Raw genomic sequence first — 13,692 nt, forward strand, 5'->3', positions numbered from 1 at the left:
AACTTATCGAGAAAAACGGTTTCTTTAGATTTTACGTTCCGGATTCCCGCCTGCGCGGAATGAAGATTCAAGCGTTGCCCGAAATTCAAAAAAAAACCAAAACCGAACGGATCGGATTACCGTTTTTATAGGATAACGGAATGTTCAGCCGGACACCGCCCCGGTGCCTCCTGCCAGCTTATTTGCCGATACAAAACCTCGAAAAAATCACGCCGAGCAAATCATCTGCGGTAAATTCCCCCGTGATTTCGCCGCACGCGACCTGTGCCAAGCGCAAATGTTCCGCAAACAGCTCGATTTGATGGTTGCCGCACAATGCCGCCAGCGACAATTCTTCCTGCGCCGCTTTGAGTGCGTTGACGTGCCGCGTCCGCGCCAAAAACAGCCCTTCGCTTTCGCCCTGCCAACCGGCCTCGCGCAACAGCGTCCGTTTCAGCGCGTCCAAGCCGTCGCCGGTTTTCGCCGACAGCGCGATGACGGTTTCCGCGCCCGTACCGAACCCGCCTGCCGCGTGTGCGTGCAAATCCGACTTGCTGTGGATTTCGATGCGTTTCAACTCCGGCGGCAACGTATCCAAAATCATCCGCGTCTTTTCATTTAAACCCTCGCGCGGATCGACCAACACCAGCGCGACATCGGCTTCGGATACGGCTTTGCGGCTGCGTTCGATGCCGATGCGTTCGACCACGTCGTCCGTCTCGCGCAAACCTGCCGTATCGACAATATGCACCGGAACGCCGTCAATTAGGATACGTTCCCTGACCGCGTCGCGCGTCGTACCCGCAATATCGGTAACAATCGCCACTTCGTCGCCCGCCAACGCGTTCAGCAGGCTGGACTTGCCCACATTCGGCGCGCCGACCAATACGACATTCAGACCTTCGCGCAAAATCGCGCCCTGCTGCGCGTTGGCAAGCACATCATCCACGGCGCGGCGCAAGCCGTCCAGTTTGCCGCGTGCGTCCGCCGCTTCGAGAAAATCGATGTCTTCCTCGGGAAAATCCAGCGTCGCTTCGACCAGCATCCGCAAGGTAATCAAATCTTCGACCAGACCGTGTATCCGCCGCGAAAAATCGCCCTTGAGCGAGCGCAACGCCAGACGCGCCGCCGAACGGCTGGATGCGTCAATCAAATCCGCCACGCCTTCCGCCTGTGCCAAGTCCAGTTTGTCGTTCAAAAACGCACGCTTCGTAAACTCGCCCGGTTCGGCAAGGCGCGCGCCCAGTTCCAAACAGCGGTTCAGCAGCATATCCATCACCACCGGCCCGCCGTGTCCCTGAAGCTCGATGACATCTTCGCCCGTAAAACTTGCCGGTGCGGCAAAAAACAGCAGCAGCCCGCTATCGATTGCCTGTCCGTCCGCGTCCGTAAAATCAGCATAGGTTGCGGTACGCGGCTTGGGCGTTTTTCCGCACAAAGCCTCTGCCATCGGCAGCAGGTTTTTCCCCGATATGCGTATCACGCCCACGCCGCCGCGTCCGGGCGCGGTAGCGACTGCCACAATCGTTGGAACGTTATCCGACATAAAACCCCCGAAAAACAATCAAAAACAGCCGCGATTATAGCAAATGCCGTCTGAAGTCCGACGGTTCGGCTTTCAGACGGCATTTTTTACGGTCACTTGGAAGATGTCGGAACGGACGTAGTTTGGGCAGGTGTGAAACCCGCCGCTACGGTGCGTTTCTGTCGTATCGAATGCCCTTGCGGCATGGGCGTTCTTATCTGAACTTGCTTTAAGCTCAAAGCATTTTGGCTTCCTCCCCGAACACTTCCCGCCACAATTTCCTGACATTGCCGTAGTGTGTCAGAAATTCGTTGGTTACTTCGGTTTTTTCCGCGTCGCGCAGTTTGGTGTTGTGTTGCTGCTGGCGGTAGAAGCGGTAGGCGGTGCGGCTTTGTTCGGCGAGGGTTTTGTCGATGAGTCCGCAGTCGGCGGCGATGTTCAACAGGGCAATGTTGCCGTAGTTGTCGAGAAGTTGCGGATATTTTCGGGCATGGGCAAGGATGAGGTATTGGACGATAAATTCGACATCGACCACGCCGCCGCGCGCGTATTTGACGTTGCTGTCGGCAGGCTGATGGGTGGGGAACATTTTTTCGCGCATTTCGATGATTTCGTGTGCCAAGGCGGTTTGGGCGCGTTCGGCGGTGAGGATTTCGGTGCGGATGCGGTCGAATGCCGTCTGAATTTCGGGCGTGCCGCAGATGAAGCGGGCGCGGGTAAGGGATTGGTGTTCCCACGTCCACGCGTTTTCGCGCTGGTATTTTTCAAAGGCGGCGATGCTGTGGGCGAGGAAACCTGCATCGCCGTTGGGGCGCAGGCGCAGGTCGGTTTCGTAGAGGCTGCCCGCGCCGGTGGCGGCGGAAAGCCAGTTGGTCAGGCGGCGGGCGAGCCGTCCGTAAATGTCGCCTGCTTCGGGATGGGGGTCGTCGTAAAGATAGACCAAGTCGAGGTCGGAGGCGTAGCCGAGTTCTTTGCCACCGAGCTTGCCGTAGCCGACAACGGCGAATTGCGGCGTGTCGCGGTGTTTTTTGGGCATATCCGCCCACGCGCACGAAAGGGCGGCGGCAATGACGGTGTCGGCAAGGGCGGAGAGTTGGTCGGAGAGGGATTCCACCGTCCACAGCCCGGCGAGGTCTTGGACGGCGAGGCGGAAGACTTGGGCGTGTTGGAAGCGGCGCAGGGTGTCCATTTGCGCTTCGGTGTCGCCGCCGCAGGCTTCGATGCCGTCTGAAAGGGCGGCGGCGAGTGCCTGCCAATCAAACGCGGTATCCAAAAGCTGCGCGCTGATGAGTTCGTCCAACAAAATCGGATATTTGCTCAGATACGCCGCCACCCACGAGCTTTGGCTCATAATCTGCGCCAGTTGCGCCAAGGTTTGCGGATGTTCATTAAGGAAGGCGAGATAGGCGGATCGGCGGCTGATGTTTTCGAGAAAATCCAACAGCCGCATCAGCGTATCGGTCGGGTTGGCTTGCGCCGCCGCAGCCTGTACGAACAGCGGCACAACCGCATCGAAACGCGGCTGGGCGTGTGCGGAGAGATGGCGGTATTTATGTCCGTGGCGGATTTGGTCGAGCCTTGCGGCGACGGCTTCGGCATCGAACCCGTGCGCCTTCAGACGGCATTGCCGCCCTTCTTCGTCGGGCTTGTCCTGCCATGCCCATTGCCATTCGCCGTTGCTTTGCGTTTGTTCTTCGGGTTCGCTCAAAATTTCGTTGAACAACTGATTGACTTTGTTCCGATGAACGTTGAGGCCGTCTGAAAAAGCGGCGTAGCTGTCGAAACCCATGCTTTCGGCGAGCAGTTGTTGCTGTTCGGGCGAGGCAGGCAGGGTTTGGGTTTGCTGGTCGTCCCAGTATTGCAGGCGGTGTTCGACGTCGCGCAGGAAGCGGTAGGCGGCAAGCAGGGTTTCGACGTTTTCAGACGGCATGATGCCCAGCTCGGCAAGCTTCTTCAGCGTTTCCTGCGTGCCTTTCAGTTGCAGCGCGCGCATTTGCCCGCCGCGTATCATCTGGAAAATCTGGGCGATAAATTCGACTTCGCGGATGCCGCCCGCGCCGAGTTTGATGTTGTCCGCCATGCCTTTTTTGCTGACTTCGCTGCGGATTTGGCGGTGTAGGTTCCGCATCGCCTCATACGCGCCGTAATCCAGATATTTGCGGAACACGAAAGGGCGCACCAGCGATTTGATGTCGTTCGGATACGGCGTAAGCACGCGGCCTTTGCACCACGCATAGCGTTCCCATTCGCGCCCCTGCGTAATCAAATATTGCTCCAGCGCGGTTTCGCTCAATACCAGCGCGCCCGAATCGCCGTCCGGCCGCAGCCGCATATCGACGCGGAACACCTGCCCGTCGGCGGTGATGTCGTTCAGCAGCGCAATCAGTTTCTGCCCGACTTTGGTGAAAAACTCCTGATTGCCCCGTTCGCGCCTGCCGTCGGTGTCGCCCGACTCGGGATAGACGAAAATCAAATCGATGTCGGAAGACACGTTCAACTCATAGCCGCCCGCCTTGCCCATCGCCACCACGCTCAAATGCTGCGGCGATTTGGTATAACGCCCGATCGGCGTGCCGTACATGTCCCGATAATAGGCGTAGGCGAAATCCAGCGCGGTATTGACGGCAAAATCGGCAAACAGCGTAATCGTACGGGTTACTTCGTGCAAATCGCTGATGCGGTTTATATCGCGCACGATAATCTGCGACACGACATAACGGCGCAACTCGCGCAACTGCCGCGCCAATTCTTCCTCGTTTTCTTCCGCGCGGATTTTGTCCCAGTCGGCAAAGGCTTGGAAATCCGCTTCAGTCAAAACCTTGTCCAACATGGGCAGGAAAATTTCGGGCTTGAGTTTGCCGTTGTCGAGCTGGCGGGCGAGGAACAGGGAATGGTGGCGGGCAGTGTCGAGGCGGTTGTCGGACATTTCGGATTCCGTTTGGAAGGATGGCGGGAATGGGATAGTGGATTAACTTTAAATCAGGACAGGGCGAGACAATGCTGTCTTGGTTTAAAGTCAAGGCACTATATCATAGCAACCTTCGATGCCGTCTGAAACCTTGCCCCGATATTCGGACGGACTCCTACCGATAAAAAAACAGCGGCAAATGCCGTCGTTTCCTGCTCAAACCTCACCACGCTCTTTTAAAACAGCATAAGCCGCACCTTTCTCCCGAGTGGAATTTTTAAAAAAACCATCACTCTTTACGATTTCATGCAGCTCCTCGCTTGATTTCTCCGCATATTCCATTTTCAATGCCTTATACTCATTGCCTGCCTCAATCATTCCCTCGCCCACTGCTTTTGCTGCTTTTGCCGCACTATCCCAAAAACCCATAATCATGTTCTCCAATCGTTTCAAATAAATAAGGTCGTTGTTTCTGTCAAGGAACAACGACAGTTTATAAACTGTCGGAAAACAAAATGCCGTCTGAAAACAGATTCTGACTTTCAGACGGCATTTCAAAACAGATTAAGCGTTCAACAAACTTTCATCCAGCGTCAGCTCTTCGTTTTTGTTCACCGCCACTTTGCGCGTCAGAACGTTTTGCGCGATTTCCTGCGCTTCGGCAAGCGAGTGCATCAGATAAGTGCCGCATTGGTATTCGTTCAACTCGGGGATTTTGCTTTGGTCTTTGACATTCAAAACATCCTGCATCGAAGCCAGCCACGCATCGGCGACCTGCTGTTCGGAAGGCGTGCCGATAAGGCTCATATAAAAACCGGTGCGGCAGCCCATCGGAGAAATGTCGATGATTTCCACGCCGTTTCCGTTCAAGTGGTCGCGCATAAAGCCTGCAAACAAATGCTCCAGCGTGTGAATGCCTTTTTCGGGCAGGATTTCTTTGTTGGGCACGCAGAAACGCAGGTCGAACACGGTAATGGTGTCGCCTTTGGGCGTGGTCATGGTTTTCGCCACGCGTACGGCAGGGGCGTGCATACGGGTGTGATCGACTTTGAAACTGTCTAGTAGGGGCATTGGGTTATCCTTTTGTGCGGGTTATGTAGATTTTCGGGATAGGATTTTGTCCAGCAATTCATCGTCCAAGATGCGGTTTTCGACTTTCACCCATTCGCCGCCTGCTTCAGGGAAGCCGTTGCGGCAATATCCTGCCTGTTCGACAAAATCATAGACGGCATGAATGTAGTCGTTGATACACAATGCGGCTATGGTGCAGGCATCATCCCATAAAATCAAGACATGATTGGGGATATGTTTGTCGGATACATCTTCGACATTGTAGATGTGCAAGGCATCTAGAATCCCGTCTTGCGAGGCGGCATAGAAGTAGCCCGTGTCGCCGTCGTCTTCAAAGACGACACCATAAGGGATATGTTCGAAAAATGATTCTAAAACTTCGGGCGTGCCGACAGTAAAATTTTCGATTTCGGCAGTCCGATACAGGGGTAATTGTGCCATTGGGGAACGTTCTCTTTGTGGGAATACTCAAATTACAATTCGGCAATCTCAATCGCTTCGCCCGAAGCCGCGCTCAGTGCTTCGTTCAAAACATCGTAGAAATCCCGTCCGTCGCGCGTTGCCAGCCATTTGCCGTTTTGTTCGGCGAAATGGTAGCCGCCGCTTTTGGCGGCAATCCACAATTCTTGGTTGGGCGTGTGGCGGTTGACGATGATTTGCGTGCCGTCCGCCGCTTCGATGGTCAGGACGTTTCCGGCAAACTGGCAGTCGAAATCCCAGCCGTTTTCGTCGATTTGGTCTTCGATGTGTTCAAATAATGCTTCGCTCGCGCGGATAAACTCGCTTTCGGTCATCATGGCTTTTTGCGTGTTTTTTGTTTAAGATACCGAATCTTGCCACATTCGTAATGATGAAGAAAGTTTTACTGATGAAATACGGCGTATTTTTTGCAGCGGCAACAGCTCTGCTGCTCTCTGCCTGCGGTTACAAAGGCGACCTCTACCTGCCCAAAGAAGGCGATACGGCGCGTTTCGGCGCAATCCAAACCGGTTTGCAGCTTCAAAGCAAGCCGCAATCTGCCCCACCAACCCGAAAATGAAAACGAAGATATGACCCTATTTTGCGAACAAGTCCCCTACCCTCGCCTTGCCGAAGCATTCGGCACGCCGCTTTATGTGTACAGCCAATCCGCGCTGACCGAAGCATTTGAACACTACCAAACTGCGTTTGCCGCGCTTTCCCCGCTCGTCTGCTATGCCGTCAAGGCAAACGGTAATCTGAGCATCATCAAACACTTCGCCTCGTTGGGCAGCGGTTTTGATATTGTATCCGGCGGCGAGTTGGCGCGTGTTTTAGCGGCAGGCGGCGATGCGGCGAAAACGATTTTTTCCGGTGTGGGCAAGAGTGAAGCAGAAATCGAGTTCGCGCTGAATGCCGGCGTGAAATGCTTCAATATGGAAAGCATTCCCGAAATCGACCGCATTCAGAAAGTTGCCGCGCGTTTGGGCAAAACCGCGCCCGTCTCCCTGCGCGTCAACCCCGATGTCGATGCGAAAACCCATCCTTACATCTCCACCGGCCTGAAAGCCAACAAATTCGGCATCGCCTACGCCGACGCACTCGAAGCCTACCGCCACGCCGCACAACAGCCCAATTTGAAAATCGTCGGCATCGACTGCCATATCGGTTCGCAAATGACCGACTTAAGCCCGCTGGTCGAAGCCTGCGAACGCATTTTGATTTTGGTTGACGCGCTTGCCGCCGAAGGCATTGTGTTGGAACACTTGGACTTAGGCGGCGGTGTCGGCATTGTTTACCAAGACGAAAAAGTGCCTGATTTGGGCGCGTATGCCCAAGCGGTTCAAAAACTGATCGGCACACGCCGTCTGAAACTCATTCTTGAGCCAGGCCGCAGCTTGGTCGGCAACGCAGGTTCGCTGCTGACACGCGTCGAGTTCGTCAAACACGGCGAAGAGAAAAACTTTGTGATGGTCGATGCGGCGATGAACGATTTGATGCGCCCCGCCCTATACGATGCCTACCACCACATCGAGGCGGTCGAAACCAAAGACATTGAGCCGCTGACCGCCAACATCGTCGGCCCGATTTGCGAAACCGGCGACTTCCTCGGCAAAGACCGCACCATCGCCTGCGAAGAAGGCGATTTGCTGCTTATCCGCAGCGCGGGCGCATACGGAGCCAGTATGGCGAGCAATTACAACGCGCGCAACCGTGCGGCGGAGGTGTTGGTTGACGGCGGCGGATACAAACTCATCCGCCGGCGCGAAACCTTGGAACAACAAATGGCAAACGAACTCGCCTGCCTGTAACCTAAAAATCAAAATGCCGTCTGAAGCCTTCAGACGGCATTGCCCGTTTAAAGTTATATCTTAGAACCGCATCGGCGGAATATTCAAACACAGCCTGCTTTCAAATGACGATGCAACAAATCCCCGTCTCGCCCGGCTGACGAAGGGAATTGTTGAAAAAAATTACGCGCCCCTTTTATGGGGTGCAATATCTAAGGAATTGAAATGAAACACGCCCCGATTATCCTCCTGCTTGCCGCTTTGTCCGCCGCCCTCCTTTCGGCGGGCTGCACCGCCCTTCCCTCCGACCGGCCGCCGCTTCACACCCTGCCGAAAAGCGCGCCCATCCAACCCGCCAACCCATACAGCCGACCGCCTTCAGGCACGCCGGACGGCGCATTCAGCACCCGCGCCTCAAACGGGCGCGTCTTGAAAAGCATCGTCAAAAACGGCGTGTTCGATCGCTTTGTCGATATTTACCACCCAAACGGCAAACTGCATTCTCACACTCCGGTTGAAAACGGCGTGGCGCAAGGCTGGTCTCAAGGCTATACCGAACAGGGCATATTGCGGACGCGCATCCTGTACCGGGACGGGCATATCGTCCGAGCGCAAACTTTGGATGCGTCGGGCAAGGTGGAACGCGAATGGCAGCCGTAAAACAAATGCCGTCTGAAGCGGTTCAGACGGCATTTTTAACGCTCTAAAGGCTTACTCTTCCGGCAGCCTTAACAGGGAAAGCAGCAGCCCGCCCCAAATCACCGCGATGGCGGCAACCATCATCACAATGGCGGAAGTACTCATTTTTCTCCTCCTTGTTCATGTTCGTGTTCGTCTTTGACGTTGAAATCCTGACCGTGTTTCCAAGGCAGCAGCGACAGCAGCAGCCCGAACACGATTAACGCCGCCGACATCCCCCAGCCGAAAATATTGAGGAAACCATCCGGATAGTCGCCGTAGTTTTTCTCCAACAATCCGGCGGTGTCCTGATACAGCATATAGCCGAGCATCACGACGGTAAACACGACGCAGACCGTCCACAAGCCGCCGACGCGGATGGAAGATAAGGCGTTCAAGTGCTTGCGTAATTCCGTCAGCCTGCCGCTGATGATGATGGCGGCAACATAAACAAAACCGGCGGCAACAATGCCGTAAGTATTGACGAATTTGTCCAACACGTCCAAAACGGGAACGCCCGTAGTCGTACCGAACAGCAGCGTGGAAACGATGCCCATCGGAATGCAGACAAGCAATGTGGCGTTGACGCGGCCGATGTTCAGCTTGTCCTGAATGGCGGCGATGATGACTTCGAGGATGGAAATCATCGAAGTGATGCCCGCAAACACCAGCGAACCGAAAAACAATATGCCGATCAGCCAACCCATCGGTGCTTGGTTGATAATGGTCGGAAAGGCGATAAATGCCAAACCGATACCGCTGGAGGCGACCTCATTAACCGCCTTACCGCCCGCCTGCGCCATAAAGCCCAGTGCGGCAAACACGCCGATACCGGAGAGCAGCTCAAAGCTGCTGTTGGCAAAGCCGACCACCAGCCCCGTTCCGCCCAAGTCGGTTTTTTTCTTCAAATAAGAAGAATAGGTAACCATAATGCCGAAACAGATGGAAAGCGAGAAGAAAATCTGCCCGTATGCCGCGACCCAGACCTTGGGGTCGGAGAGCTTCGACCAGTCGGGCGTAAACAGCGCGTCCAACCCCTTTGCCGCGCCCGGCAGCGTCAGCGAAATGCCGACCATAATCAAAAACATCACCAAAAGCAGCGGCATAAAGAACGACGATGCGCCCGCCACGCCCTTTTGCACACCCAAAGCCATAATGACGGAAGTGAAAATCCACACGCCGATCAGCGGACCGACAACTTTGCCGACAAAATCCAAGCCCAACGCGTCCGCGCCCGCCATTTGCAGGAAGTCTTTAAAGAAGAAATCCTGCGGATTCGCACCCCAGGCGGCATCGAACGAATAATAGGCATAGCTTGCCGACCAGCCGATAATCACCGCGTAATAGATGCAGATGACGATATTGGTCATCACGTTCCACCAGCCCACAGGCTCGAACCATCGTCCGAGGCGGCGGAAAGCCAAGGGCGCAGAACCCCGGTAACGGTGTCCGATGGCATAATCGAGCAGCAGCAGCGGGATGCCCGCCGTCAGAAGCGCGACCAGATAGGGCAGGATGAATGCGCCGCCGCCGTTGTCGAAAGCAATGTAGGGAAACCGCCAGATGTTGCCCAAGCCGACGGCGGACCCGATGGCGGCAACCATGAACGCGCGGCGGCTGTTGAATGTGGCGCGTTCTTTCGTTTTGGAATCAGACACGTTGATACCTCTTGAGTTATTTATTAAAAACAAGCCGTTATAGGCGAAATATATAGAAACAGCGTCTGACAGGGATAATGTCTTCTGAAAAAACAAACCGGCTTGTGACCGATTGTTTACAATCTATGTGCTTATCGTAAAAAAATTTAACGCCGATGGCAAGCGGTGAAGGCTTGAAAACGAAAAAATTTTTTATCCAAATATAGTGGATTAACAAAAATCAGGACAAGGCGACGAAGCCGCAGACAGTACAAATAGTACGGAACTGATTCACTTGGTGCTTCAGCACCTTAGAGAATCGTTCTCTTTGGGCTAAGGCGAGGCAACGCCGTACCGGTTTTTGTTAATCCACTATACAAAAACCACTCCATAAACTTCCCCGTCATTCCCGCAAAAACAGAAAAACAAAAACCTAAAGTCCCGTCATTCCCGCGCAGGCGGGAATCCAGACCCCCAACGCGACAGGAATCTATCGGAATAACCGAAACCGGACGAACCTAGATTCCCGCTTTTGCGGGAATAACGGCGGAAAGGTTGCTGTTTTTCCGATAAATTTCTATGGTGGAATATTAAATTTCCGATACATTCCTACAATATTTAAATTCGTCATTCCCGCAAAAACAGAAAAACAAAAACAGAAACCTAAAGTCCCGTCATTCCCGCGCAGGCGGGAATCCAGACCCCCAACGCGGCAGGAATCTATCAGAAATAACCGAAACCGGACGAACCTAGATTCCCGCTTTCGCGGGAATGACGGCAGAGAGGTGCTGTTTTCCCGATAAATTTCTATGGTGGAATATTAAATTTCCGATAAATTCCTACAATATTTAAATTCGTCATTCCCGCAACAACAGAAAAACAAAAACCTAAAGTCCCGTCATTCCCGCATAGGCGGGAATCCAGACCCCCAACGCGGCAGGAATCTATCGGAAATAACCGAAACCGGACGAACCTAGATTCCCGCTTTCGCGGGAATGACGGCGGAGAGGTGCTGTTTTTCCGATAAATTTCTATGGTGGAATATTAAATTTCCGATACATTCCTACAATATTTAAATTCGTCATTCCCGCAAAAACAGAAACCTAAAGTCCCGTCATTCCCGCGCAGGCGGGAATCCAGACCCCCAACGCGGCAGGAATCTATCGGAAATAACCGGAACCGGACGAACCTAGATTCCCGCTTTCGCGGGAATGACGGCGGAAAGGTTGCTGTTTTTCCAATAAATTTCTGTGGCTTTTTTGTTTTTTGGGATGGCGGGAAATAAAACAAAAGCGTGCGTATCAAAAAACAACAATGCAAAGAACGGCGTTGGCAATTTTAAGGTTTGCGCCTTAGCCGCACTTATTCGCAAAAAAAAACCGCACGGCGTTGACCGTGCGGTTTGTTGTCTGAAGTCTTCAGACGGCATTTCTTACATCATGCCGCCCATACCGCCCATGCCCCCCATATCGGGCATAGCCGGTTTTTCTTCAGGGATTTCGGCAATCATGCAATCGGTCGTCAGCATCAGGCCGGCGATGGATGCGGCGTGTTGCAGCGCGGAACGGGTTACTTTGGCAGGGTCGAGTACGCCCATTTCGATCATGTCGCCGTATTCGCCGCTGCCGGCGTTGTAACCGTAGTTGCCTTTGCCTTCCAATACTTTGTTCACGACCACGCTAGGTTCGCCGCCTGCATTGGCAACGATTTGGCGCAGCGGAGACTCGACGGCGCGCAAGACGATTTGTACGCCTGCGTCTTGGTCGGCATTGCCGGTGTGCAGGTTTTCCAAAGCAGCACGGGCGCGCAACAGGGCTACGCCGCCGCCGGCAACCACGCCTTCTTCAACGGCTGCGCGGGTAGCGTGCAGCGCGTCTTCCACGCGGTCTTTTTTCTCTTTCATTTCGACTTCGGTCGCCGCGCCGACTTTAATCACTGCCACGCCGCCTGCCAGTTTGGCAACGCGCTCTTGCAGTTTTTCTTTGTCGTAATCGCTGGTTGCGGTTTCGATTTGTTGGCGGATTTCGGCAACACGCGCTTCGATTTGGGCTGCGTCGCCGAAGCCGTCGATGATGGTGGTGTTTTCTTTACCGATTTCGATGCGTTTGGCTTGACCCAAGTCTTCCAAAGTGGCTTTTTCCAGAGACAGGCCGACTTCTTCGGAAATCACTGTGCCGCCGGTCAGGATAGCGATGTCTTGCAGCATCGCTTTGCGGCGGTCGCCGAAGCCCGGAGCTTTAACGGCAACGGTTTTCAGAATGCCGCGAATGTTGTTCACCACCAAAGTCGCCAAGGCTTCGCCTTCTACGTCTTCAGCGATAATCAACAGCGGACGGCTGGCTTTTGCCACTTGTTCCAGAACGGGCAGCAGGTCGCGGATGTTGCTGATTTTTTTGTCGAACAACAATACAAATGGGCTGTCCAGGCCGGCGATTTGTTTTTCCGCATCGTTGATGAAGTAAGGGGACAGGTAGCCGCGGTCGAACTGCATACCTTCAACCACGTCCAGCTCGTTTTCCAAAGATTTGCCGTCTTCAACGGTAATCACGCCTTCTTTGCCGACTTTTTCCATCGCTTCGGCGATAATCGCGCCGACTTGTTCGTCAGAGTTGGCGGAAATAGAGCCGACTTGGGCGATTTCTTTGGAAGTGTCGCAAGGTTTGGCGATGTTTTTCAGCTCGTCAACCAAAGCGGCAACGGCTTTGTCGATACCGCGTTTCAGGTCGGTCGGGTTCATACCTGCGGTAACGTATTTCATACCTTCGGCAACGATGGATTGCGCCAATACGGTGGCGGTAGTCGTACCGTCGCCCGCCACGTCGTTGGTTTTGGACGCGACTTCTTTCACCATTTGCGCGCCCATATTTTCAAACTTGTCTTTCAATTCGATTTCTTTTGCAACAGACACACCGTCTTTAGTGATGTGCGGGCCGCCGAAAGCGCGGTCAAGTACCACGTTGCGGCCTTTAGGGCCCAAAGTTACGCGCACGGCGTTTGCCAGAATGTTCACGCCGTTTACCATTTTTTGGCGGACTTCATTGCCGAACTGTACGTCTTTTGCTGCCATTTCAATTCTCCAAAAATCATTAAAACTGTCTGATAAAACCGTTTATGCCGTCTGAAGGCGGTTTGCCGCTTCAGACGGCATCGTGTCCGTATTTATTTTTCAACGATGCCGAAAATATCTTCTTCGCGCATTACCAACAGCTCTTCGCCGTCGGCTTTTACGGTTTGGCCGCTGTATTTGCCGAAAATGATTTTGTCGCCGACTTTGACATCCAGCGGACGGCGCGCGCCGTCTTTACCGATTTTGCCCGCACCCACGGCGATCACTTCGCCCATGTCGGGTTTTTCGGCGGCCGCACCCGGCAAAACGATGCCCGATGCGGTTTTTTCTTCAGCTTCCAAGCGTTTGACGACAACGCGGTCGTGTAAAGGACGGATGGTCATATCTATGCTCCGATAAAATGGTTTGAAAACAATCATCTGCCCGAACGGTTCGGACAGATTGAAGTGGAAACCGGACAGCCGTCAGGCGGCTGCCCGTATTAGTCGGCAAAATTAGGGTGTGTGCGGGCAAATTCAAGTGAGGCGGAAAAAATTTATTTCCGCCGTTTTTTATAGTGGACTAACAAAAACCAGTAC

The 13,692-nt window shown here is 53.8% G+C and carries 13 protein-coding genes; 3 read left to right on the top strand and 10 right to left on the bottom strand.

Annotated features, from left to right (window positions below; all coding sequences use genetic code 11):
- Nucleotides 1-178: 178 nt before the first annotated feature.
- The 6 genes from mnmE to cyaY form a co-directional block, all read right to left on the bottom strand.
- Nucleotides 179-1,525: a tRNA uridine-5-carboxymethylaminomethyl(34) synthesis GTPase MnmE gene (gene mnmE / locus Q9J32_RS08060; RefSeq protein WP_304675397.1), complete on the bottom strand. Its 1,347-nt coding sequence runs from the start codon at nt 1,523-1,525 to the stop codon at nt 179-181.
- A 214-nt stretch (nt 1,526-1,739) separates the two neighbouring features.
- The gene (glnE, locus tag Q9J32_RS08065) at nt 1,740-4,430 is read right to left on the bottom strand and encodes a bifunctional [glutamate--ammonia ligase]-adenylyl-L-tyrosine phosphorylase/[glutamate--ammonia-ligase] adenylyltransferase (RefSeq protein WP_304667154.1); all 2,691 of its coding nucleotides are present in this window, start codon (nt 4,428-4,430) and stop codon (nt 1,740-1,742) included.
- 198 nt (nt 4,431-4,628) lie between these two features.
- Nucleotides 4,629-4,847, bottom strand: coding sequence for a hypothetical protein (locus tag Q9J32_RS08070; RefSeq protein WP_301883730.1), 219 nt, complete (start codon nt 4,845-4,847; stop codon nt 4,629-4,631).
- 129 nt (nt 4,848-4,976) lie between these two features.
- Entirely contained in the window at nt 4,977-5,483 is a 507-nt protein-coding gene (luxS, locus tag Q9J32_RS08075; RefSeq protein WP_304667156.1) for an S-ribosylhomocysteine lyase, read from the bottom strand.
- A gap of 21 nt (nt 5,484-5,504) precedes the next feature.
- Complete coding sequence (locus Q9J32_RS08080) at nt 5,505-5,924, bottom strand: DUF2251 domain-containing protein (RefSeq protein WP_304667157.1); 420 nt, start codon at nt 5,922-5,924, stop codon at nt 5,505-5,507.
- A gap of 32 nt (nt 5,925-5,956) precedes the next feature.
- On the bottom strand, nt 5,957-6,280 hold the full coding sequence (cyaY, locus tag Q9J32_RS08085) for an iron donor protein CyaY (protein WP_304667158.1): 324 nt from the start codon (nt 6,278-6,280) through the stop codon (nt 5,957-5,959).
- A gap of 50 nt (nt 6,281-6,330) precedes the next feature.
- On the opposite strand from cyaY, the gene lptM reads away from it, so the two are divergent.
- From lptM to Q9J32_RS08100, 3 genes are all read left to right on the top strand, one after another.
- A complete protein-coding gene (lptM, locus tag Q9J32_RS08090; RefSeq protein WP_003681403.1) occupies nt 6,331-6,522 on the top strand; it encodes an LPS translocon maturation chaperone LptM in 192 nt (63 codons plus the stop codon).
- 10 nt (nt 6,523-6,532) lie between these two features.
- On the top strand, nt 6,533-7,753 hold the full coding sequence (gene lysA, locus Q9J32_RS08095) for a diaminopimelate decarboxylase (RefSeq protein ID WP_301883741.1): 1,221 nt from the start codon (nt 6,533-6,535) through the stop codon (nt 7,751-7,753).
- Nucleotides 7,754-7,957: 204 nt separating this feature from the next.
- Nucleotides 7,958-8,392 (top strand): toxin-antitoxin system YwqK family antitoxin, encoded by a 435-nt coding sequence (locus Q9J32_RS08100; RefSeq protein ID WP_301883742.1) that lies wholly within the window; start codon nt 7,958-7,960, stop codon nt 8,390-8,392.
- A 51-nt stretch (nt 8,393-8,443) separates the two neighbouring features.
- On the opposite strand, the gene Q9J32_RS08105 is transcribed toward Q9J32_RS08100, so the two are convergent.
- The 4 genes from Q9J32_RS08105 to Q9J32_RS08120 form a co-directional block, all read right to left on the bottom strand.
- A complete protein-coding gene (locus Q9J32_RS08105) occupies nt 8,444-8,536 on the bottom strand; it encodes a methionine/alanine import family NSS transporter small subunit (protein ID WP_010356218.1) in 93 nt (30 codons plus the stop codon).
- Nucleotides 8,533-10,068: a sodium-dependent transporter gene (locus Q9J32_RS08110; protein ID WP_301883744.1), complete on the bottom strand. Its 1,536-nt coding sequence runs from the start codon at nt 10,066-10,068 to the stop codon at nt 8,533-8,535. The genes Q9J32_RS08105 and Q9J32_RS08110 overlap by 4 nt, the downstream gene beginning before the upstream one ends.
- 1,411 nt (nt 10,069-11,479) lie before the next feature.
- Entirely contained in the window at nt 11,480-13,114 is a 1,635-nt protein-coding gene (gene groL, locus Q9J32_RS08115; RefSeq protein WP_304675398.1) for a chaperonin GroEL, read from the bottom strand.
- 92 nt (nt 13,115-13,206) lie between these two features.
- A complete protein-coding gene (locus tag Q9J32_RS08120) occupies nt 13,207-13,497 on the bottom strand; it encodes a co-chaperone GroES (protein WP_002214868.1) in 291 nt (96 codons plus the stop codon).
- Nucleotides 13,498-13,692: the final 195 nt, after the last annotated feature.

Source organism: Neisseria uirgultaei, assembly GCF_962719845.1.
Taxonomy (GTDB): domain Bacteria; phylum Pseudomonadota; class Gammaproteobacteria; order Burkholderiales; family Neisseriaceae; genus Neisseria; species Neisseria bergeri.

What these genes read in the sequence shown, in the direction of transcription:
- mnmE (WP_304675397.1), bottom strand. Translation starts at nt 1,525, where the DNA reads ATGTCGGATAACGTTCCAACGATTGTGGCAGTCGCTACCGCGCCCGGA.
- groL (WP_304675398.1), bottom strand. Translation starts at nt 13,114, where the DNA reads ATGGCAGCAAAAGACGTACAGTTCGGCAATGAAGTCCGCCAAAAAATG.
- lysA (WP_301883741.1), top strand. Translation starts at nt 6,533, where the DNA reads ATGACCCTATTTTGCGAACAAGTCCCCTACCCTCGCCTTGCCGAAGCA.
- cyaY (WP_304667158.1), bottom strand. Translation starts at nt 6,280, where the DNA reads ATGATGACCGAAAGCGAGTTTATCCGCGCGAGCGAAGCATTATTTGAA.
- luxS (WP_304667156.1), bottom strand. Translation starts at nt 5,483, where the DNA reads ATGCCCCTACTAGACAGTTTCAAAGTCGATCACACCCGTATGCACGCC.
- Q9J32_RS08100 (WP_301883742.1), top strand. Translation starts at nt 7,958, where the DNA reads ATGAAACACGCCCCGATTATCCTCCTGCTTGCCGCTTTGTCCGCCGCC.
- lptM (WP_003681403.1), top strand. Translation starts at nt 6,331, where the DNA reads ATGATGAAGAAAGTTTTACTGATGAAATACGGCGTATTTTTTGCAGCG.
- Q9J32_RS08080 (WP_304667157.1), bottom strand. Translation starts at nt 5,924, where the DNA reads ATGGCACAATTACCCCTGTATCGGACTGCCGAAATCGAAAATTTTACT.
- glnE (WP_304667154.1), bottom strand. Translation starts at nt 4,430, where the DNA reads ATGTCCGACAACCGCCTCGACACTGCCCGCCACCATTCCCTGTTCCTC.
- Q9J32_RS08070 (WP_301883730.1), bottom strand. Translation starts at nt 4,847, where the DNA reads ATGATTATGGGTTTTTGGGATAGTGCGGCAAAAGCAGCAAAAGCAGTG.
- Q9J32_RS08120 (WP_002214868.1), bottom strand. Translation starts at nt 13,497, where the DNA reads ATGACCATCCGTCCTTTACACGACCGCGTTGTCGTCAAACGCTTGGAA.
- Q9J32_RS08105 (WP_010356218.1), bottom strand. Translation starts at nt 8,536, where the DNA reads ATGAGTACTTCCGCCATTGTGATGATGGTTGCCGCCATCGCGGTGATT.